We start from the raw sequence: 20,376 nt of genomic DNA, 5'->3' as shown, positions 1-20,376 counted from the left end.
CGCCGTGAGGCCGATGCGCATGCGCGCGCCGCTGCCGGTGTGGGGCTCGCTGCTCGCGAGCGTCGGCGGCGCGGTGCTGCTCGTGCTGTCGTTCCAGCCGTTCGACTGGTGGCCGCTCGTGCTGCCCGGCGTCGCGCTCGCGCTCGTCGCGCTTCGGGGCAGGCGAACGTGGGCCGCCTTCGGCATCGGCACGCTCACGGGCGCCGTCTTCTTCTTCGCGCACATCCAGTGGATCACCGTCTATCTCGGGCCCGTGCCGCTCGTGGGACTCGCGGGCCTCATGGCGCTGTGGTGGGGGCTCGGCGGCATGCTGCTTGCGCTCGCGTGGCGGCTGGGGGAGCGGTCGCACAGCCCGCTGGCACGGCTCGTGGGGATGCCGGCGCTGCTCGCAGGCATCTGGATGCTGCGCGAGTCGCTCTCGTCGACCGTGCCGTGGGGCGGGTTCTCGTGGGGCAGGCTCGCGTACTCGCAGGCCTCGAGCCCCATCGGCGACGCGGTGTCGTGGGTCGGCGCGCCCGGCCTCACCTTCCTCATCGCCTTCGTCGCAGCGCTCGGCGCATGCCTGACGCTCGCGCGCACGATGCTCGTGCGGCGCCGGGTGACGATCGCGGCCGCGGCGGCCGTGCTGCTCGTCGCGATCCCCGCCTTCCCCGTCGAGCAGTCGGGCGAGGTGCGCATCGGCGCCGTGCAGGGCGACAGCGAGGCGGGTCTGCTCGCCCAGTACCAGCGGGGCGACATCATCCGTCAGCACGCCGCGGCGACCGAGCTGCTGGGCGGCGAGCAGATGGATCTGCTCGTGTGGCCGGAGAACGCCGGCGAGCAGCAGCCGCAGGACCAGCCGGGCTCCGTCGCGATCCTCGACGACGTCCAGGAGCGGGTCGATGCGCCCATCGTGCTCGGCGCAGTGACGTACGAGGGCGAGGGTGACGACGTCGACGCCTACAACTCGCTGCTGCTGTGGGACGAGGGGGTGCAGGCCGACTACCACAAGCGCCACCCCGTGCCGTTCGCCGAGTACCTGCCCGAGCGGGACTTCTTCGCACCGATCCTCGATGCGCTCGGCTTCCTCGACCTCATCCCGCGCGACTACTCGCTCGACCCGACGAGCGCGAACGCGTTCGACGTCGACGGGGTGTCGTACGGGCTCGCGATCTGCTTCGACATCATCGACGACGCGCTCGTGCGCGAGATGGTCGTCGACCACGGGGCGCAGCTCATCCTGGCGCCCACGAACAACGCCGACTTCGGCGAGGGGTCGTGGGAGAACGTGCAGCAGCTCGCGATCGCGCAGCTGCGCGCCCAGGAGGCAGGCAGGGCACTCGTGAACATCTCGACCGTCGGCACGAGCGCCATGGTCCTGCCCGACGGCACGATGGTCGATAGGCTGCCGCAGTACGAGCCTGGAGCCATGATCGAGACCTTGCCGCTGAGCGACACCGTGACGCCCGCGATGGCCGCCGGTGCAGCGATCGAGCGTGCGATCGCGATCGCGGCGCTCGGGGCGCTGCTGGGCCTCGCCATCGTGAGGAGGCGGCGTGCCTAGCGCCCTGGTGATCGTGCCCACCTTCGACGAGATCGACAGCCTCGAGCGGACGATCGGTCGGCTGCGGCAGAGCGTGCCGCATGCCCGCGTGCTCGTCGTCGACGACGCGAGCCCCGACGGCACCGGAGCGCTCGCCGACCGCCTCGCCGATGGCGACGAGGGCATCGAGGTGCTGCACCGAACCGCCCGGGGGTACGGCTCGGCGGTGCGCGAGGGCTTCGCCCGCGGCCTCGCCGCCGGCGTCGACGCGATCGCCGTCATCGACGCCGACGGCTCGTACGACGTCACGCTGCTGGGCGAGATGCTCGACGCGATCGCGGAGGACGTCGACCTCGTCATCGCCTCCCGGTGGGTGCCAGGCGGCGATGTGCGCGCCATGGCGGGTCGGAGGCGCGTGCTGTCGCGGGCAGGCAACCGCTACGCACGCACGCTGCTGGGCACCGACGTGCAGGACCTAACCTCGACGTTCCGCGTCTACTCGACGCGCGTGCTGCGTCGCATGCCGATCGACCGCATGCGATCGGACTCGATCGCGTTCCAGATCGAGCTCGCCGTCCGCGTCGCGCAGGAGGGTGGTCGCATCGTCGAGATGCCGGTGCAGTTCACCGAGCGCGCCGTCGGCACGTCGAAGACCGACGTCGGCATGATGCTCGACACGCTGCGACGCGTGAGCCTCTGGGGTGCGCGCGGCATCCGTGCACGGCCGCGCAGCCGCAAGGCGTAGGCGCTCGCAGATCGCCGCGGGCCGGCGTCGAGGGCGCCTTCAGTCGAGGCAGTACTCGTTGCCCTCGGGATCCTGCATGACGATGAAGCCGAGGGAGAGCGGCGCCTCGGGCTCGTGCCTGCGCACACGCGTGGCTCCGAGCCCCACGTGCCGCTCGCACTCGGCTTCGAGCGCGGCCATGCGCTCGGCCGCGGGCACGCCAGCGGCGGCCCGGAGGTCGAGATGGAGTCGGTTCTTCGCCGTCTTGCCCTCGGGCACCTGCTGGAAGAACAGCCTCGGCCGCGCGCCGTCGGGGTCTTCGAGCGCCGACGACGCGTTGCGCTGCTCGACGGGCACCCCCATGCGCTCGAGGAACGCCTCCCACGCGTCGAGGGGCTGCTCGCCGTGCGCCAGCTCGACGCCGGGCGGCGGCGGGTGCACGTAGCCGAGCGCATCACGCCAGAACGTGGAGAGCGTCTTCGGGTCGTGGGCGTCGAACGTCACCTGGAATTCGATGGTCATGGCATCCTCCTCGTCGCGTGCCCGCAACGGTAGCCGCGTCCACGGACACGCGATCGCGAGCGTCGCGGGGGGCCTCAGCGCAGCGTCGCCACGGCGAGGTCGGCGCGATCGGTGACGATGCCGTCGACCCCGAGCGCGACGAGCCTGCGCATGTCGTCGGGGGCGTTCACCGTCCACACGTGCACCTCGACGCCCGCGTCGTGGAAGGCGGCGACGGAGCGGGCGTCGACGATGCGCAGCCGACCATGCCGCTCGGGCACCTGCACGGCGTCGATGCCCGCGAGCGCTCGGTGCAGCGCCCTGCGGCGCCGCAGCCGCACGGCGACGAGCGCTCGGACGATGATGGCGCGCGACGCGCTCGTGGCGACGCCTGGCAGCGCGGAGACCGCTCGCGCTCGCGTGGCCTCGTCGAACGACGTCACGAGCACGCGGCCGACGGCGTCGGCATCGAGGATGGCGCGGACGGCGGGGGCGACGGCCTCCGGCACCTTGAGGTCGAGGTTCCACCGCACGTGCGGCAGCGCCTCCATGGCCTCGGCGAGCGTCGGCACGCCGTGCCCGTCGCCCAGGTCGATCGCCTGCAGCTCCGCGAGCGATGCATCGGCCACCCGCAGCGGCGAGCCCGCGACGCGATCGAGGCTCTCGTCGTGGTGCAGCATGGCGACGCCGTCGGCGCTCACGCGCACGTCGGACTCGACGTGGGTGGCGCCGACGGCGTCGGCGGTGCGGAATGCCGCGAGCGTGTTCTCGGGGGCCTCGACGCCAAGCCCGCGATGAGCGAGGATGCGCGGCCGAGGCCCCTCGAGGAACGTCACTGCTGCGGCGGGACCGGCGGCTGCTGCTGCGGGGGAGCGGGCGGCGACGGCTGCTGCGGCGCGGGCGGCTGCGGTGCCTGACCCGGCACCTCCTGCTCCGCCTCGCGCACCGAGTCGAGCGCATCCTCGAGACCCACGCCCGGCGTCTCGTCGGCGAACGACGTCGACGACGAGATCGTGGTCGTCTCGCCAGCGCCCTGCGGGTCGATGCCCGAGTCCCGGAGGGTGTCGGCGATCGACGGCACCGAGACGTCGCTCACCGAGTCGGGCTCGAACGTCTCGTCGAGGATCGAGGCGCCCTGGTCGTCGGAGAAGGTCTTCGTCGCCTGGAACGGCACCTCCGCCTTGCCCTGGAAGAAGCCCTTGCCGATCTCCTGCAGCGCGTCGGTGAGCTCGGACGGGATGATCCAGAGCTTGTTCGCGTCGCCCTCCGCCAGCTTCGGCAGCGTCTGGAGGTACTGGTAGGCGAGCAGCTTGTTGTCGGCGTCGCCGGCGTGGATGGCCGCGAACACGCGCTCGATGGCCTCCGACTCACCCTTTGCGAGCACGACCTGCGCCTCGGCGTCACCCTTTGCACGGAGCACCTGCGACTTCGCGTCACCCTCCGCGCGGAGGATCGTCGACTGTCGCGAACCCTCTGCCTCGAGGATCTGCGACTGCTTGAGGCCCTCTGCCGTGAGGATGGCGGCGCGACGCTCGCGCTCGGCGCGCATCTGCTTCTCCATCGGCTCGAGGATCGAGGGGGGCGGGTCGATCGACTTGAGCTCGACTCGCGTGACCTTGATGCCCCACTTGCCGGTGGCCTGGTCGAGCACGGCGCGCAGCTGCGAGTTGATGACGTCGCGGCTCGTGAGCGCCTCCTCGAGGTTCATCGAGCCGACCACGTTGCGCAGCGTCGTCGCGGTGAGCTGCTCGACGGCCGACAGGTAGTCGGCGATCTCGTACGTCGCCGAGCGCGGGTCGTTGACCTGGAAGAACACGACGGTGTCCATCGCGACGTTCAGGTTGTCCTCGGTGATGACGGACAGCGGCGGGAAGGTGCGCACCTGCTCGCGCATGTCCACGCTGTAGGCGAGACGGTCGATGACCGGCACGAGGATGTTGAGGCCGGGGCCGAGCACGCGGTGGAAGCGGCCGAGGCGCTCCACGATGCCCGTGAATCCCTGCTTGATGATGCGGATCGACCTGGCGATGATCACGATGACGACGATCAGGACGATCGCGACGATGATCAGCAGCAGGACTGGGCCGAAGAGGTCCATGTCGTGCGTCTCCTAGCGGTTCGGGTTCAGGTTCGGTGGGGTCAGCGCTCTGCGGGCACGACGACGACCGTCGCACCCTCGATGGCGGTGACGACGACGCGCTCGCCGACGTCGAGGTCGCGCGGGCGCGTCACGGGGGAGAGGCGCGCCGACCAGGTCTCGCCGTTCGCGAGGGTCACCTCGCCCGCGAGCCGCACGAACTGGTTCGTGACCTCGCCCGCGAGACCGACGATCGCGTCGACGTTCGTGCGCGCGCTCTGCCCGGATCGGTGGATGCGGTTGAGCAGCGACGGTCGCACGAGGAAGAGGAACATCGCGGCCGCGATCGCCGCGATGATGACCTGCGCCCAGAGCGGGAGGCCCGTGAGGCTCGCGACGAGTCCCACGAGGGAGCCGAGCCCGAGCATGAGGAAGGTGAGCTCGAGCGTGATGAGCTCGATGACGAGGCAGATGAGCGCGATGGCGAGCCACCCGACCCACGCCCACATCAAGATGTCCATCGCGCCTCCTGAGGCCACCCTACCGATCGCATCCGCGCGCTGCCTGGGTGCCGCATCACGCATCGACTGCACGGGGTGCGCACCCCGGCGGCGGTAGGGTCGAAGGTCGAGAACGAAGGAGCACTCGTGGAGAACCCGCTGCAGCCTGCATCGCTCGCAGGCAAGGCCGCGCTCGTCACCGGATCGAGCCGTGGCATCGGCGCCGCGACCGTCGGCTACCTCGCCGGCGCAGGTGCCGACGTCGTCGTCAACTACCGCAACAAGGCACCGCGCGCAGAGAAGGTCGCGGCAGCCGCGCGCGAGGCAGGCGTGCAGGCGCTCGTCGTGCAGGCCGACCTCACCGAGCCTGCGAACGTCGAGGCGATGTTCCAGGCCGCGAAGGACGCCTACGGCGGCCTCGACGTGCTCGTCATGAACGCCTCGGGCGGCATGGAGGCGAGCCTCGGCGAGGACTACGCCATGCGCCTCAACCGCGATGCGCAGGTCGCGCTGCTCGACGCCGCGATCCCCGTGCTGCGCGAGGGTGCGCGCGTCGTGTTCGTCACGAGCCACCAGGCCCACTTCATCCGCACCGTGCCGACGATGCCCGAGTACGAGGCCGTCGCGCTGTCGAAGCGCGCTGGCGAAGATGCCCTGCGCGACCGGATCATCGCGCTGAAGGCGCGTGGCATCGACCTCGTCGTCGTCTCCGGCGACATGATCGAGGGCACCATCACCGCGACGCTGCTCGAGCGCGCGAACCCTGGCGCGATCGCGGGCCGCCGCGAGGAGGCCGGACGGCTCTACGACGTCGACGAGTTCGCCGCCGAGGTCGCACGAGCCGTCGTCGACCCCGTGCCGCACGACCACACGAGGCTCGTGGGCGACGTCTCCGGATTCCAGGCGAGCGCCTGATGCGCGCCACCGACATCGAGCTCCTCGTCGAGCTGTCGCGACCGGCCGTCCACCCCGATGGGTCGTGGGCGGTCGTCGCCGCATCCCGGCCGTCGATCGCCGCCAACCGAGGCGTCGGCCAGCTGTGGCGCATCTCGCTCGCCGACGGCTCGCGCGTGCGCCTCACGCAGGGCGTCGCCGATGCAGCGCCGCAGCTGACCCCCGACGGCACGCGCATCCTGTTCCTGCGCGCCGACGCCAAGGACCGCACGCAGGTGTGGGTCATGCCGGCGGGTGGCGGCGAGCCCGTGCAGACGACGGATGCGCCAGGCGGCGTCACCGGCTTCCGCATCTCGCCGGACGGCGCACGGCTCGCGCTGACCGTGCGCGACGTCGAGCCCGGCCGCGGTCGCACCGTCGAGGGGCTCACGGCCGACGCGCAGTCGCCGCGCCGCATCGTCGACCTGCACGCGCAGCGCAACGGCGTCGGCTACCGCATCGACGCGCACAGCCGCGTCGCCGTCGCGTCGATCCTCGACGCCGGGGCCGAGCCCGTCTACGAGCGTGCCGCCACGCCCGCGGATGCAGGCGACCAGGAGGCGCCGAAGCCCGCCTCGCGCATCCCCGAGGCGAGGGTGCTCACCTCCGGCGACGTCGACCACGTCGGCGCCGTCTGGAGCGCCGACGGCACCGAGGTGCTCGCGATCCGCGACGACCACGGCGCCGCCACGGACCTGCGTGGCGTCGTCGTCGCGATCCCCGCGGACGGCGGCGACGAGCGCGAGGTGCTCGGCAGGAGCCATGACCTGTCGATCGGCGAGATCCTCGCCGATGCGCACGGGATCTGGGTCGTCGCCCAGCACGTCGGTGCGTCCGGCATCGACTTCGTCGCCCGCAACGCCGCCCTCTACCGCGTCGTCGGCGACGTCGTCGATCGTCGCACCGACGACGAGACGATCGACCTCTCCGAGGGCCACCTCACGCTCGTCGACGACGGCGTGCTCGTGCAGGACCGCACGCGCGGACGCGTGCAGGTGCTCCACGTGGGCGCCGATGGCGTCACGCGTCGCACGACCGACGCGACCGAGGCCACGGGCGTCGCCGCCGCCGGCGGCACGATCGTCGTCACCGTGCAGACGCCGACGTCATTCGGCGAGCTCGGCGTCGTCGAGGCCGACGGCACCGTGCGCATCCTCACCGACTTCGGCGCCGACCTGCAGGCCGCAGGGCTCGTGGTGCCCGTCGAGCACGACCTCGTCGTGCGCGACGGGGAGCGCGTGCACGGCTGGGTGTGGCTGCCGGAGGGCGAGGGCCCGCACCCGGTGCTGCTCAACATTCACGGCGGACCGTTCGCCCAGTACGGCGTGCACGTGTTCGACGAGGCGCAGGTCGCCGTCGATGCCGGCTACGCCGTCGTGCAGTGCAACCCGCGCGGCTCGGCCGGCTACGGCCAGGCGCACGGCCGATCCATCCGGCAGCGGATGGGCACGGTCGACCTGCACGACGTGCTCGACTTCCTCGACGGCGCGCTCGCTGCGCATCCGCAGCTCGACGCCGACCGGGTCGGCATCATGGGCGGCTCGTACGGCGGGTACCTGACGGCGTGGACCATCGCGCACGACCACCGCTTCCGCGCGGCGATCGTCGAGCGCGGCTTCCTCGACCCCGACGCGTTCGTCGGCACGAGCGACATCGGATCGTTCTTCGGCGACGAGTACGTCGGCACCGATCCCGACCTCGTGCGCTCGCAGAGCCCCATGGCGGTCGTGTCGCAGGTGACGACGCCCACCCTCGTCGTGCACTCGGAGCGCGACCTGCGCTGCCCGCTCGAGCAGGCGCAGCGCTACTTCGCGGCGCTGCACCGGCAGGGCACCGAGTCGGAGCTGCTCGTCTTCCCCGGGGAGGACCACGAGCTCACGCGCTCCGGTCAGCCGCGGCACCGCGTCGAGCGCTTCGAGGCCGTGCTCGAGTGGTTCGGCAGGCACATCCCCGCCTGATCGGTCGCGACTCGCCGGCCGCGCTCCACTCGGAGATGCGTTTCGCAGGCGATCCGGGGGTGCCGAGGGAAGATACCCCTCGAGCACCCCTCATCGCCTGCGAGACGCGATCCTGGCCGGTGCTTCGCCGGTGCGTCAGCGCGTGCGCGCCTCCGCCCGCTCGCGCATGCCCGACTCGTCGTCGAGCCAGTTCTGACCCTTGTTGCGCAGGAACACGACGTAGACGACGAGCGAGCCGGCGATCGCGATCGTGACGTAGCCGATGAACAGCGGCACCTGGCCGGCCCCGTTCGCGGCGGTGAACAGCAGGGGAGCGGTGCCGCCGAAGAGCGAGTTCGCCATCGCGTAGCCGAACCCGACGCCGAGCGCGCGGATGTGGGTCGGGAACAGCTCCGCCTTCACGACCGCGTTGATCGACGTGTAGCCGGTGAGGATCACGAAGCCGCCCACGAGGATCGCGAACGCAGCGACAGGGCTCGTCTGCTGCGGCAGGAACGTGATGAGGAACCACGTGTAGAGCACGCCGCCGATGCCGAAGAACACCAGGAGCGTCTTGCGGCCGACGATGTCGGAGAGCCAGCCGCCCAGCGGCTGCAGCAGCATGAGGATCGTGAGCGCGATGAGGTTGATGACGGTGCCCGTCACGACGTCGTCGCCCGCGAACGCCGCCTTGACGATGTTGGGTCCGTTGACCGAGTAGGTGTAGAACGCGACGGTGCCGCCCATCGTGACGAGGAAGCACAGCAGCAGCGGACGCCACTGCACGACGAGCAGCTCGCGCATCGAGCCCGACTGCTTCGAGGCCCCCGTGCGCACCGCGTCGATCGCGTCGGAGGTGAGCGACTCGTCCATCGTGCGTCGCAGCCAGAACACGACGATCGCGGCGACGCCGCCGATGCCGAACGCCACGCGCCAGCCCCACGACGAGATGGCCTCGTCGGAGAGCGTCAGCACCATGATGAGCAGCGTCGCCTGGGCGAGCACGTGGCCGCCCACGAGGGTCACGTAGTGGAACGACGACAGGAAGCCGCGCCTGCCGGGGATCGCCGCCTCCGACATGTACGTCGCCGACGTGCCGTACTCGCCGCCGGTCGCGAAGCCCTGCGCGAGGCGGCAGAGGATGAGGATGATGGCGGAGCCCGCTCCGATGACGGCGGCGGTGGGCGTGATGGCGATGACGAACGAGCACGCCGCCATGAGCGACACCGACACCGTGAGGGCGAAGCGGCGACCGCGACGGTCGGCGAGGCGGCCGAAGAACCAGGATCCGACGGGCCGCATGAGGAACGTCACGGCGAAGATCGCCCAGATGAAGATGCCGGTGCCCTCCTGCCCCTCGGAGAAGAACTGCGACTCGAAGTAGGTGGCGAAGACCGAGTAGACGTAGACGTCGAACCACTCGACGAGGTTGCCCGCCGAGCCCTTCAGCGTGTTGGAGACGGACCTTCGAAGGCTGACGGGTGCGTGGGTCGTCGTCGACATGGTCATCGAACCTACACAGGTTCGGCTGCCGCGGTCGGCCCGTAGGATCGGGCTGTGGACGCTCTCGCCGTTGACCAGCTGCCCGTGACCGCGACCGAGATCGCCTCGTGGGTCATCGCGGCGGTGGCGGCAGCCATCGTCGTCGTGGGAGCGATCGTGCTGCTCGTGTCGCGCAGGCGCCGTGCGGCCGAGGCCGCCGCCGCGTCGGAAGCCGCCGGCTCGGACGCTGCCGCCGAGGGCGACGCGACGCCGGGCGACTCCCGCGATGCCTGATCGACGGGGCGTGCGCCGCACGGCGCGAGTCCTCTGCGTCGACGAGACCGGCGCCGCGCTCCTGCTGCAGACCAGGTGGGACGGCGACGTCGCGCCGCCGCGCTGGCTGACGCCGGGCGGCGGCATCGAGGGTGACGAGACCGAGCGCGAGGCTGCGATCCGCGAGCTGTTCGAGGAGACGGGCAGGCGCGTCGGCGACGACGACCTCGTCGGGCCCATCGGGCACGTGCGCGTGCCGCATCCCGACGGCCACCCGTACGTCGCGACCGACGCGGTGACGTTCCTGTGGCGGTGCGAGCGCTTCGCGCCGGGCGACGAGCACCGCATGGACGACGAGGTCGACGACATCCTCGGCCACCGGTGGTGGACCGCCGACGAGATCCGCGCCTCCGACGAGGTCTTCAGCGACGAGGACGTGCTCGCGCAGCTCGACCGGCTCGCGGGGGGCGACCCGCAGCCTGGCGATGCCGTGCGCGTCGAGGGCGTGAAGTGGAACGGCAAGCCGCACTGGCGCTACGACGCGCGCGTGCTGGGCACCGACGAGCACGGGCTGTGGATCGGCGTCGACGCGGGCACGACCGTGCAGAAGGGCTGGCGCAAGGAGTACCTCTCCGGCCACTCGTTCGTGCGGCTCGTGCCGCCGACGACCGTGGCATGGGCCGACGGCACGTGGATGCTGCCCGGCTGGTGGGATCGGGCCGACGTCGACGCGTACGTCGACGTGTCGACGCCCCCAACCGTGCGGCGCGGCCCCGACGGCTGGATCGTCGAGTACGTCGACCTCGACCTCGACCTCGTGGTGCCGGCGAGCGGCCTCGCGCCGTGGCTCGACGACGAGGACGAGTTCGCCGCGAGATCCGTCAGCCACGGCTGGCCCGCGTGGCTCGTCGCGCACGCGCGGCAGACGGCCGACGACCTGCTCGTACGCTCGTCGAGCGCGCCCGCGGTGGCGATGGAGGCCGGCCACGCGTGGCTCCAGGCGCAGCTCGCGAGCGAGGCGGGCGCCTCCTAGCGCTGCACCTCGCGCTCCGCCGTCTCGACGAGCGCCTGCCGGTGGCCGTCGCGCACGCCGTCGGCGGCGAGCCCCTCGAGCACCGCCGCGTGCACGCGGACGACGCCGTCCTCGGAGATGAGACCGAGGCCCTCTGCGATGCGCGCGGCGCCCGAGTAGGTCTGGAACGTCGAGATGCCCTGCCGGTCCCACCTGCGGCGCCTGCCGGCATCGACGTTCGTCACGTCGTGGATGAGCACGCGCGCCACGAAGTCGGGAGCCCTCGCGACCATCGCGGCACCCACCTGCGGGTCTGCCTGTCCGGAGTCGCCGACGAAGAGGTAGCGGCACTCGGGGAAGAGCTGCCGCTCGTGCTCGAAGTTCTGCAGCTTGCGCGCCGCGATCGACGCCTTCGTCGCGATGTTGAGGAACGAGCCGCCCAGCACGGCGTGCGGCGGGAGCCCCAACGGTGCGAGGGCGTCGCGCGTGTACTGCTCGATGAGCGCGCGCGGGCCCTCCGGCCGCGCGGTGACGAACGTGAGGTCGCCAGGGCGCCCGGGCTCTGCGGCGGCGCCGTGGTCGAGCTCCGACAGGAACGCGACGACGCCGGGGTAGACGGTGCCGCGGGCGAAGCGCCGGTCGTGCAGCATCGACTTCACCGTGTCGTCGATGTCGCTCAGGATGCGCAGCTCGTGCTGCGCGAGGCTGCGCGCCTCCTCGCGGATGCGTCGCAGCACGTGGCGGCGATCGGTGAAGGTGAGTCGCTCGAAGACGACGTGCTCGAGGTCGTGCCTGTCGCCGGTGGCGTTCAGGCGGTACTTGAAGTCGCGGAAGTCCTCGCCGGCGAGCGAGTCGAACACGCCGCGGATCGCGCCCGAGAAGGTCGCGCGATGGCGCAGCGAGCGCAGTGCGTGCACGACGTCGGCGAGCATCGACGCGGGCAGGTCCTCCGCCCGGTCGAGGCACAGCAGCGCCGCGAGCTCCTGCCTGCGGTCGCGGGTGAGGAACGGGCCGTCGAACGCGCGCATGAGCCGGTCGAGGTCGAAGCCCGCGAGCACGGCATCGAGCCGCTCGGCCTCGCCGAGGGTCGTGAGGATGCGGGTGCGGGGGTCGTTCATCGGGAGCCTCCTGGTCGGCGCACGAGCAGCACGCCGGGGTCGATCCATGCGTCGAGCGTCGTGATGCGACCGAGCGCGTCGCCGTCGATCTGCACGGGGATGCGGTCGGCCTCGAGATGCACGCGGCGGGCGGGACGGTGCGACAGCACGCCCTCCGCGCGCGCGAGGCCCATCCCCGCTGCGGCGATGCGACCCCAGTGCAGGATGCGCTTCGGCGAGACGGCGGCGACGTGGAGCAGGCCGTCGTCCGGTCGCGTGCCGGGCACGACGCGCAGCCCGAGCGTGATCCGTGCCGTGTTGTGCACGAGCACCGTCCACGCCTGCGTGCGCATCGTCGGGCCGTCGTCGAATCTCGCGCGCACCGCCAGCAGCGGATGCGCGAAGCGGCGCACGCCCGCCACGACGTACGCACCCCATCCGAGCCTGCGCTTGCGTGCGAGCGAGGCGGCCTCGACGGCGACGGCGTCGTTGCCGATGCCGACGACGACGAGGAACACCCGCGGCGGGTCGATGCGGCCGTCGGCGGTGAGCGCGACGCGGCCGAGGTCGGTGGGCAGGGCGGTGGCGCCGACGGCGATGGCCGCCGCCGCGTCGAGGTCGCGAAGCGGCAGGTCGAGGTTGCGGGCGAAGAGGTTCGCGGTGCCTGCTGGCATGATGCCCATCGGCACGCCCGTGCCCGCGAGCTGCTCGGCGACGTCGCGGATCGTGCCGTCGCCGCCGACGACGATCACGGCGTCCGCACCCTCGGCGAGGGCGCGCGCGGCGAGCACGTCTGCCCGGTCGTCGCCCGTCCACCGCACGTCGGTGGCGCCTGCCGACTCGAGCGCGCGCACGCCTCGCATCGATGCGCGCGCGATCGGGTTCGCGATGACGACCGGCACGCTGGAAGGCTAGTCCCGCTCGCCTGGGTGCCTGCGCAACGGGCCGCGCAGTGCCGTGTGGATGCCGGGGGCGGCTCGCAGCTGGCCGTAGCGTTGAGCGCGTGACCCATGCGAGCCAGCACCCCGCCACCGTCGCCGTCACGGCAGGCCGCCCCGCCGCCGAGTCGGATCAGCCGCTCAACGTGCCCGTGACCCTCGCGTCCGCGTTCATCGCAGGCGGCGACCTCGAGTACGCCCGCTTCCAGAACCCCACCTGGACCGCGCTCGAGGATGCGATCGGCGCGCTCGAGGGCGGCGACGCGCTCGCCTTCGCCTCCGGCATGGCAGCGGTCGCGGCCGTGCTCGACCAGGTGCCCGTCGGCGGGCGGGTCGTCGTGCCGCGTCACGCCTACCAGGGCGCGCTCGGCCTGCTCGAGCAGCACCGCGAGGCAGGGAGGATCGAGCCCGTGCACGTCGACGTGGAGGACGTCGACGCCGTGATCGCAGCGATCCCGGGCGCGGCGCTCGTCTGGATGGAGACGCCGACGAACCCGGCGCTCGAGGTCGCCGACCTCGCGCGCATCGTCGCGGCGGCGAAGGCCGCGGGCGTGCCCGTCGCGGTCGACAACACGTTCGCCACGCCGCTGCTGCAGCGGCCGCTCGACGACGGCGCCGACGTCGTCGTGCACTCGGCGACGAAGCTGCTCTCCGGCCACTCCGACGTCATCCTCGGCGCCGTCGTCACACGCGATGCCGCGTGGCTGCAGCGGCTGCACGGCAATCGATCGCTGCACGGCGCGATCCCCGGCCCGTTCGAGGCGTACCTCGTGCTGCGCGGGCTGCGCACGCTCGACGTGCGGCTCGAGCGTGCGCAGGCGACGGCGAAGGCCGTCGTCGCGGCGCTCGAGGCGCACCCCGACGTCGTGCGCGTGCGCTACCCGGGCTTCTCGACCGTCGTGTCGTTCGAGGTCGCCTCGGCGGAGCGCGCCGACCGCGTCGTCGGCGCGGTACGGCTCGCGCGGCACGCCACGAGCCTCGGCGGCGTCGAGACGACCCTCGAGCGTCGCAGGCGCTGGGCGAGCGAGTCGAAGAGCATCCCCGAGGGCCTCATCCGGCTGTCGGTCGGCATCGAGCACGCCGACGACGTCGTCGCCGACCTGCTGCAGGCGCTCGACGCCTGAGCGCGGGGGAGGGACGCGCCTCGCATCGCGCGAGGATGCTCCGGTCGGAGGTCGGTCCTAGGCTGAGCGACGCGCCACGCACACCGTGGCGCGCCTCCTCGAACCTCGGAGCACGATGAGCGCCGCACAGCATCCCGCCGACCGCCACGACCTCATCCGCGTGCTCGGCGCGCGCGAGAACAACCTGAAGGACGTCTCGCTCGACATCCCGAAGCGTCGCCTGACGGTGTTCACGGGCGTGTCGGGATCCGGCAAGTCGTCGCTCGTGTTCGGCACGATCGCCGCGGAGTCCAAGCGCATGATCGACGAGACGTACCCGGCGTTCGTGCAGGGCTTCATGCCGTCGCTCGCGAGGCCGGAGGTCGACCGGCTCGAGGGCCTCACCACGGCCATCATCGTCGATCAGGAGCGCCTGGGCTCCAACCCGCGCTCGACGGTCGGCACCGCGACCGATGTCAACGCCATGCTGCGCATCCTCTTCTCCCGCCTCGGCGACCCGCGCATCGGCTCGCCCAACGCGTTCTCGTTCAACGTGCCCAGCGTGCGCGTGCAGGGCTCGATGACGGTCGAGAAGGGCACCGCCACGCACGCGGTCGAGCAGGATCACACGATGCTCGGCGGCATGTGCCCCCGCTGCGAGGGCCTCGGCCGCGTCAACGACATCGACCTGTCGCAGCTGTTCGACGACTCGAAGTCGCTGCTCGAGGGCGCCATCACGGTGCCGAACTACACCGCAGACGGCTGGCTCGTGAAGATCTTCGTCGCCTCGGGGTTCGTGCCAGGCGACGTGCCCATCCGCGACCTCACCGAGCAGCAGCGGCACGACTTCCTGCACAAGGAGGCGACGAAGGTCAAGGTCGACTCGATGAACATGACCTACGAAGGGCTCGTGCCGAAGATCCAGAAGTCGATCCTGTCGAAGGACAAGGAGTCGATGCAGCCGCACATCCGGGCGTTCGTCGACCGCGCGGTGACGTTCCAGCCGTGCCCGGACTGCGATGGCACGCGGCTCGCAGCGCCTGCACGATCGGCGAAGGTCGCCGGCCTGTCGATCGCCGATGCGTGCAGCATGCAGATCTCGGACCTCGCCGCGTGGGTGCGCGGCATCGACGAGCCGACGGTCGCGCCGCTGCTGCAGTCGCTCGCGCAGACGCTCGACTCGTTCGTGTCGATCGGTCTCGGGTACCTGTCGCTCGATCGGCCATCGGGCACGCTCAGCGGGGGAGAGGCGCAGCGCACGAAGCTCATCCGACACCTCGGCTCCGCGCTCACCGACGTCACGTACGTCTTCGACGAGCCGACCATCGGCCTGCACCCGCACGACATCCAGCGCATGAACGACCTGCTGCAGCAGCTGCGCGACAAGGGCAACACCGTGCTGGTCGTCGAGCACAAGCCCGAGACGATCGCGATCGCCGACCACGTCGTCGACCTCGGCCCACGCGCGGGCTCGCACGGCGGCGAGATCCAGTTCGAGGGCTCCGTCGAGGCGCTGCGCGCCAGCGGCACCCTCACGGGTCGGCACCTCGACGACAGGGCGACGCTGAAGGATGCGGTGCGAGGGCGCACCGGCGTGCTCGAGGTGCGCGGCGCGTCGACCCACAACCTCAAGGACGTCGACGTCGACGTGCCGCTGGGCGTGCTGACGGTCGTGACTGGCGTCGCGGGCTCCGGCAAGTCGTCGCTCATCCACGGCTCCATCGCGGGGCGCGACGGCGTCGTGTCGATCGATCAGACGGCGATCCGCGGCTCGCGGCGTTCGAATCCCGCCACCTACACGGGGCTGCTGGAGCCCATCCGCAAGGCCTTCGCGAAGGCGAACGGCGTGAAGCCGGCGCTGTTCAGCGCGAACTCCGAGGGTGCGTGCCCGACGTGCAACGGCGCAGGCGTCATCTTCACCGACCTCGGACCGATGTCGACGGTGTCGACCACGTGCGAGGACTGCGGCGGCAAGCGCTTCATGGCGTCGGTGCTCGAGTACACGCTGGGCGGCAAGGACATCAGCGAGGTGCTCGCGCTGCCCATCGCCGAGGCGCATGCGTACTTCTCCGACGGCGAGGCGAGGACGCCGGCTGCCGTGGCGATCCTGTCGCGCCTCGACGACGTCGGCCTCGGCTACGTCACGCTCGGACAACCCCTCACGACCCTGTCGGGCGGCGAGCGGCAGCGCCTGAAGCTCGCGGTGCAGATGGCGGAGAGGCACGGTGGCGTCTACGTGCTCGACGAGCCCACGACGGGCCTGCACCTCGCCGACGTCGAGCAGCTGCTGGGCCTGCTCGATCGCCTCGTCGACTCTGGCAAGTCGGTCATCGTGATCGAGCACCATCAGGCGGTGATGGCGCATGCCGACTGGATCATCGACGTCGGGCCGGGGGCAGGCCACGACGGTGGCACGATCGTGTTCGAGGGCACGCCGGCCGAGCTCGTCGCGTCGCGGTCGACGATCACCGGCGAGCATCTGGCAGCGTACGTGGGAGCGTGAGTGACGTTCAGGATTCTCACAGGTTTGGGGGAGCGATGACCAGGTCTCGCAGTGCGAGGTCGGCATTCGTGCCGATCGCGATCACGTTCGGCCTGCTCACGCTCGTGTTCCTCCCGCTTGGCCAGCCGGTCTGGATCGTCTGCATGCCGATCGCGGCGACGTTCGCGATCCTCGCGATGCGCACCCGCGACGAGCACGAGGACGACGAGGACGAGCTGCTCGACGGCCCGAGATGATCTCCGGCTTCGCCCGCAGTGCGCTGCGTCGACGCATCTCGCGCGACGCGCGAGGGCTCGCGCCGTCGATCGAGCTGCCGTGGATGCCGCCGTGGGGTTCGGAGCTCGACCATGATCTCGTCGACCTGATCGCCGACGTGCACGTGCTGCAGGCGACCATCGCGGGTTCGCCGACGTGGGAGGACGACGAGCACGGCGACCGCCTGCGCGCGCGAGCGCTCGACGCCATGGACGAGCTGCGCACACGCCTCGGGGACCGCGGACTCCACGCGACGGCGCTCGCGGTGCGCGAGCTCGCAGCATCGCTGCGAGCGTGGGAGTCGCTCGCGCCGCGCCGGTGACCCCGCTCGGGCCTCACGGCGCAAAGCCGATAATGCACATTATGTCCGCTCGAAGTGTGTGGTGCCCCTCTCTCGCTCGTTTGGTATCGGCAGAGCCGTCCGCCGTACGTCAGCCAAGAGCACGCCCTGACCGCTTCTTCTTCACGTCGACGAGCTCAACGCGCGCCGCAGCGAGTCGGGCGAATGATGCATCCGATGCGTCATCCGATGCTGATGCTGACGTGGGTCAGTCGTCGATCTGAAGCACTTCATGGCGGTTCGCGTCGCGTGCGTCGAGCCCATGGCCCCGCAGAGCGTCACGCACAGCGCGGATGGTTGCCACGTCGGCGCCCAACGCGATCTCCTCTGTGTAGATCGGCGCGCCAATGAACCACGAACGGTCTTCGGGCCAGACCAGTGAGGGAAGGTCCCCGTGGTGTCGCAGGGCTGCGGCCGCCGAGAGCGGCCCGGACCACAGGTGGTACCTCCGATGCGGCAGGTCGAGCGGTGGCGCCGCAGGCCGCGCGACGCGACGACGTGCCATCTCCTCCTGGGCGCGAAGTAGAGCCTCCCGATCATTGGGGATCACGAACACCCCCATGCCATCTGCCGTACGCGGATCATCGCCGGAGTCGTACAGCCACCCCCATCCCTCCCAGAGCGCGACGTGAACCAGCTGCTCCCCTGTGCGGGATGCGAGCTCGTGCAGGAGTGCGTCCAGGACCGCGTAGTCGTCGCGACCTGCACTGCCGGCGTCCGAAGGAATCGACACAACCACGTGCGCCTCGTAGCCGGCCGGTACTGCATGGCCGAGCGTCGAACCGAACTCGTCCAGGAGAGGCGTGATCCATCCCCCTGCCTCGGGTCCGTCGTCCCAGGAGGCCCCTGCTGCGTCCAGATATCCGTCCACAGTTGGCACGCTACCGACCCGCCCAGTTGCGCAGTCAACCGTGCGCTGACCGTTCGCTTCCCCGACCACTGGGTGCTGCGGCGGTAGCCCGCGAGGTTGCTCGATGTTGCATCTGATGCATCAGACGATGAGCCCGACGACCGAGGGCCCTCGTTTCGGCCGATGCATGATTGGTGCAGATGTCCGGACGGGCGTCATCGAGATCGGAGCGCGCACCATGCCTGAGTTCATGCAGGGCGCCGTCGCCGGGGCGATGCTGGACGATCCGTCGGACTACCGCGGAGAGTCGGCCATTGCGGTACCGCTCACTGGCCGGTGGGCCAGCTTCTTCGAGGTTCCGCAGCCGGTGACGTCCCTCTCGGTCTTGAGCATCCTGACACCCTCAGCCGTTGCCTTGCTCGAGCAGCAGCAAGACCTTCGGCACTTGCAGCTCGGTGGCCGGAATCTCACAACGCTCGACGCCTTGAGCGGCCTGTCGCAGATCCAATCGCTGAACATCGTAGGCGTCCACGAGCTTGCGGACGTCAGTGCATTCGCCTCGCTGCCCAACGTGGAGCGACTGGCACTGCATGGGGTGACCGACACGCTGCAGTATCGACAGCTGGCGCATGCGACCTCACTGCGCGAGCTATGGCTCACGGCCGGTCCTCGCGATCTGAGCTGGATCGACGTCGAGGACTTGGATTGGATCTCGCGGTTGCAGGCGCTCGATCGCGTCGTGTTCATCGGCGTCCGCGTACGGAACAAGGACCTCTCACCGCTGGCTCGACTGCCCGTCCTGACCCGCCTGCATCTCCCGCAACGCCGCGAGTACGAGGCGCAGGTCGCGCGGCTCGCCTCGAGCAGCCCAGCATTCCGGGCCGAGGCAGCTCGGTTCGCTGAGAACGCTGCGGCCCTTCGCGCCTTGAAGCAGCAGCGAACGATCCCGTCGACGTGACGGCGCTGGCGCATCCGCGGGTTGACTGCCCGCGACGTCGGCAGCCAGCAGCTCACGACCTAGGTCGATATCCCCACTATCCAGTCGACGTTGGCAGTACCCCCTACCGATGTGCTTCATCAGGTGCTCCATGAGCCTCACCGCTCGTCGAGCATCGGGTTGGGATCGCTTCCCGAATCTCGTTGCTGCGGCCATGGACGGTGATCTCGCCGCTTGCAGCCTCTGCGACATGCTGGCGAGGTGCCCCTCGGGCTGGTCGCTCTCAAGGACGCTCGGCACGTCGATGACAATGTGTTGTCATAGACTGGTGCGATGCGGACTCCTCAGCACGACGAGCACGCTCCGCCGCTCCAGGACCTGATCCTGAGCGTGTTCCAGCTGGGCAACGTGCTGACTGCGTCGGGCGATCGACTCGTGGCCGACCTCGGATTGACGTCCGCGCGTTGGCAGGTCCTCGGCGCCGTCGCCGTCGGTCCCCCGCGGTCGGTCGCTTCGCTCGCGCGCGATCTCGAGGTCTCACGCCAGAACGTGCAGCGCATCGTGAACGACCTCGTGCGCGACGGCTTCGTCACGTTCGAGTCGAACCCGAGGCACCGCCGCGCACAGCTCGTGGTCATGACGACGCATGGGTCCGGCGTCATGGCGGCCGCCGCGACGCGCGCACGCCCGTGGGCCGAGCATGCCGGAGCGGCGCTGACTCCGGGCGACATCGACACTGCGCGACGGGTGCTGCACACCATCGGAGCAGCCGTGCAGGGCTACGACCATCACGAATCTCAGAGGAGCGCGCATGAACCGCCGTCCTGACCTCCCGCCGATGCTGAAGTACGGCAACGCACTGGTCAAGCTCGTCAACCGCCTCGGCATCGCTGCTGGCCCACCGCGCATCCTCACCGTGCCAGGACGCAAGAGCGGAGAGCCCAGGTCCACGCCGGTGTCGCTCGTCGCGCTCGACGGTTCCCGCTACGTGGTCGCTGGCCGACGCATGGAATGGGTCAAGAACGTCCGCGCCGCCGGCGAGGGCGAGCTCAAGCACGGTCGTGGTCGTGAACGCGTCACGTTCACCGAGCTCCCCGAGGAAGAGCGCGGGCCCATCTTGCGCGCCTACTGGCACCAGCACAGCCAGGGACGCAAGGTCGCCGCGCGCATCTTCGAGGTCGGCGAGAACGCCGGCCCGGACGACTTCGCAGCTGCAGCACCCCGCTGCGTCGCCTTCAAGGTCGATTCCGCGGGCGCCCATACTCGCTAGGGCTGCGCACTCCGCCGCGACCGGCCGGACGATCACGACCTCCGTCGACATCCCCGATGTCCAGTCGAAGCGAGTGCTGCTCCCCGATCGCACGTCGCTCCAGGTCGACGATCCCGCACACG

At 70.9% G+C, this 20,376-nt stretch carries 20 protein-coding genes and 1 pseudogene; 13 read left to right on the top strand and 8 right to left on the bottom strand.

The window, feature by feature from the left end:
* The first annotated feature begins 13 nt into the window (after positions 1-13).
* Positions 14-1,543 (top strand): apolipoprotein N-acyltransferase, encoded by a 1,530-nt coding sequence (gene lnt / locus ACZ6H8_RS06620; protein ID WP_464145741.1) that lies wholly within the window; start codon positions 14-16, stop codon positions 1,541-1,543.
* Positions 1,536-2,267, top strand: coding sequence for a glycosyltransferase (locus ACZ6H8_RS06615; RefSeq protein WP_464145688.1), 732 nt, complete (start codon positions 1,536-1,538; stop codon positions 2,265-2,267). Before lnt ends, ACZ6H8_RS06615 begins: the two co-directional genes overlap by 8 nt.
* Before the next feature lie 39 nt (positions 2,268-2,306).
* Here ACZ6H8_RS06615 and ACZ6H8_RS06610 read toward each other — a convergent pair whose 3' ends face one another.
* From ACZ6H8_RS06610 to ACZ6H8_RS06595, 4 genes and pseudogenes are all read right to left on the bottom strand, one after another.
* Positions 2,307-2,768, bottom strand: a complete 462-nt coding sequence (locus ACZ6H8_RS06610; protein WP_464145686.1) for a VOC family protein — start codon at positions 2,766-2,768, stop codon at positions 2,307-2,309.
* A gap of 74 nt (positions 2,769-2,842) precedes the next feature.
* Positions 2,843-3,583, bottom strand: a complete 741-nt coding sequence (locus tag ACZ6H8_RS06605) for a glycerophosphodiester phosphodiesterase family protein (protein WP_464145684.1) — start codon at positions 3,581-3,583, stop codon at positions 2,843-2,845.
* 356 nt (positions 3,584-3,939) lie between these two features.
* Positions 3,940-4,845, bottom strand: a pseudogene (locus ACZ6H8_RS06600) (SPFH domain-containing protein); the annotation flags it as partial.
* Between the two features lie 41 nt (positions 4,846-4,886).
* On the bottom strand, positions 4,887-5,345 hold the full coding sequence (locus ACZ6H8_RS06595; protein ID WP_464145682.1) for an NfeD family protein: 459 nt from the start codon (positions 5,343-5,345) through the stop codon (positions 4,887-4,889).
* Positions 5,346-5,471: 126 nt separating this feature from the next.
* On the opposite strand from ACZ6H8_RS06595, the gene ACZ6H8_RS06590 reads away from it, so the two are divergent.
* Together ACZ6H8_RS06590 and ACZ6H8_RS06585 are read left to right on the top strand one after the other, a co-directional pair.
* Positions 5,472-6,239, top strand: coding sequence for an SDR family oxidoreductase (locus ACZ6H8_RS06590; RefSeq protein ID WP_464145681.1), 768 nt, complete (start codon positions 5,472-5,474; stop codon positions 6,237-6,239).
* A complete protein-coding gene (locus tag ACZ6H8_RS06585; protein ID WP_464145679.1) occupies positions 6,239-8,215 on the top strand; it encodes a S9 family peptidase in 1,977 nt (658 codons plus the stop codon). Before ACZ6H8_RS06590 ends, ACZ6H8_RS06585 begins: the two co-directional genes overlap by 1 nt.
* Before the next feature lie 135 nt (positions 8,216-8,350).
* Here ACZ6H8_RS06585 and ACZ6H8_RS06580 read toward each other — a convergent pair whose 3' ends face one another.
* Positions 8,351-9,697 carry an MFS transporter gene (locus ACZ6H8_RS06580; protein ID WP_464145677.1) on the bottom strand — a complete coding sequence of 449 codons (1,347 nt, stop codon included), beginning with the start codon at positions 9,695-9,697 and terminating at the stop codon, positions 8,351-8,353.
* 54 nt (positions 9,698-9,751) lie between these two features.
* On the opposite strand from ACZ6H8_RS06580, the gene ACZ6H8_RS06575 reads away from it, so the two are divergent.
* Positions 9,752-9,970 carry a hypothetical protein gene (locus ACZ6H8_RS06575; RefSeq protein WP_464145675.1) on the top strand — a complete coding sequence of 73 codons (219 nt, stop codon included), beginning with the start codon at positions 9,752-9,754 and terminating at the stop codon, positions 9,968-9,970.
* Positions 9,963-10,982 (top strand): NUDIX domain-containing protein, encoded by a 1,020-nt coding sequence (locus tag ACZ6H8_RS06570; protein WP_464145673.1) that lies wholly within the window; start codon positions 9,963-9,965, stop codon positions 10,980-10,982. The genes ACZ6H8_RS06575 and ACZ6H8_RS06570 overlap by 8 nt, the downstream gene beginning before the upstream one ends.
* On the opposite strand, the gene ACZ6H8_RS06565 is transcribed toward ACZ6H8_RS06570, so the two are convergent.
* A complete protein-coding gene (locus ACZ6H8_RS06565; protein ID WP_464145671.1) occupies positions 10,979-12,079 on the bottom strand; it encodes a phosphatase domain-containing protein in 1,101 nt (366 codons plus the stop codon). The genes ACZ6H8_RS06570 and ACZ6H8_RS06565 overlap by 4 nt on opposite strands.
* Positions 12,076-12,960 (bottom strand): diacylglycerol/lipid kinase family protein, encoded by an 885-nt coding sequence (locus ACZ6H8_RS06560; protein WP_464145670.1) that lies wholly within the window; start codon positions 12,958-12,960, stop codon positions 12,076-12,078. Before ACZ6H8_RS06560 ends, ACZ6H8_RS06565 begins: the two co-directional genes overlap by 4 nt.
* A 101-nt stretch (positions 12,961-13,061) precedes the next feature.
* Here ACZ6H8_RS06560 and ACZ6H8_RS06555 point away from each other — a divergent pair, with 101 nt between their 5' ends.
* From ACZ6H8_RS06555 to ACZ6H8_RS06540, 4 genes are all read left to right on the top strand, one after another.
* Positions 13,062-14,120, top strand: a complete 1,059-nt coding sequence (locus ACZ6H8_RS06555) for a trans-sulfuration enzyme family protein (protein WP_464145668.1) — start codon at positions 13,062-13,064, stop codon at positions 14,118-14,120.
* A 115-nt stretch (positions 14,121-14,235) separates the two neighbouring features.
* Entirely contained in the window at positions 14,236-16,602 is a 2,367-nt protein-coding gene (locus ACZ6H8_RS06550) for an ATP-binding cassette domain-containing protein (protein WP_464145666.1), read from the top strand.
* Positions 16,603-16,670: 68 nt separating this feature from the next.
* The gene (locus ACZ6H8_RS06545; protein ID WP_464145664.1) at positions 16,671-16,838 is read left to right on the top strand and encodes a hypothetical protein; all 168 of its coding nucleotides are present in this window, start codon (positions 16,671-16,673) and stop codon (positions 16,836-16,838) included.
* Complete coding sequence (locus ACZ6H8_RS06540) at positions 16,835-17,179, top strand: hypothetical protein (protein ID WP_464145662.1); 345 nt, start codon at positions 16,835-16,837, stop codon at positions 17,177-17,179. Before ACZ6H8_RS06545 ends, ACZ6H8_RS06540 begins: the two co-directional genes overlap by 4 nt.
* A gap of 226 nt (positions 17,180-17,405) precedes the next feature.
* Here the strand turns inward: ACZ6H8_RS06540 and ACZ6H8_RS06535 are convergent, their stop codons facing one another.
* Positions 17,406-18,068, bottom strand: a complete 663-nt coding sequence (locus ACZ6H8_RS06535) for a hypothetical protein (RefSeq protein ID WP_464145660.1) — start codon at positions 18,066-18,068, stop codon at positions 17,406-17,408.
* A gap of 103 nt (positions 18,069-18,171) precedes the next feature.
* Here ACZ6H8_RS06535 and ACZ6H8_RS06530 point away from each other — a divergent pair, with 103 nt between their 5' ends.
* The 3 genes from ACZ6H8_RS06530 to ACZ6H8_RS06520 all read left to right on the top strand — a co-directional run bounded on the left by ACZ6H8_RS06530 (position 18,172) and on the right by ACZ6H8_RS06520 (position 20,254).
* Positions 18,172-19,005 carry a hypothetical protein gene (locus tag ACZ6H8_RS06530; protein ID WP_464145658.1) on the top strand — a complete coding sequence of 278 codons (834 nt, stop codon included), beginning with the start codon at positions 18,172-18,174 and terminating at the stop codon, positions 19,003-19,005.
* Between the two features lie 312 nt (positions 19,006-19,317).
* On the top strand, positions 19,318-19,812 hold the full coding sequence (locus tag ACZ6H8_RS06525; protein WP_464145656.1) for a MarR family winged helix-turn-helix transcriptional regulator: 495 nt from the start codon (positions 19,318-19,320) through the stop codon (positions 19,810-19,812).
* On the top strand, positions 19,796-20,254 hold the full coding sequence (locus tag ACZ6H8_RS06520; RefSeq protein WP_464145654.1) for a nitroreductase family deazaflavin-dependent oxidoreductase: 459 nt from the start codon (positions 19,796-19,798) through the stop codon (positions 20,252-20,254). The genes ACZ6H8_RS06525 and ACZ6H8_RS06520 overlap by 17 nt, the downstream gene beginning before the upstream one ends.
* Positions 20,255-20,376: the final 122 nt, after the last annotated feature.

Source organism: Agrococcus sp. AC640b (assembly GCF_979255995.1).
The sequence above is the reverse complement of the archived record's forward strand: the minus strand, read 5'-3'. Positions and strand labels throughout refer to the sequence as shown.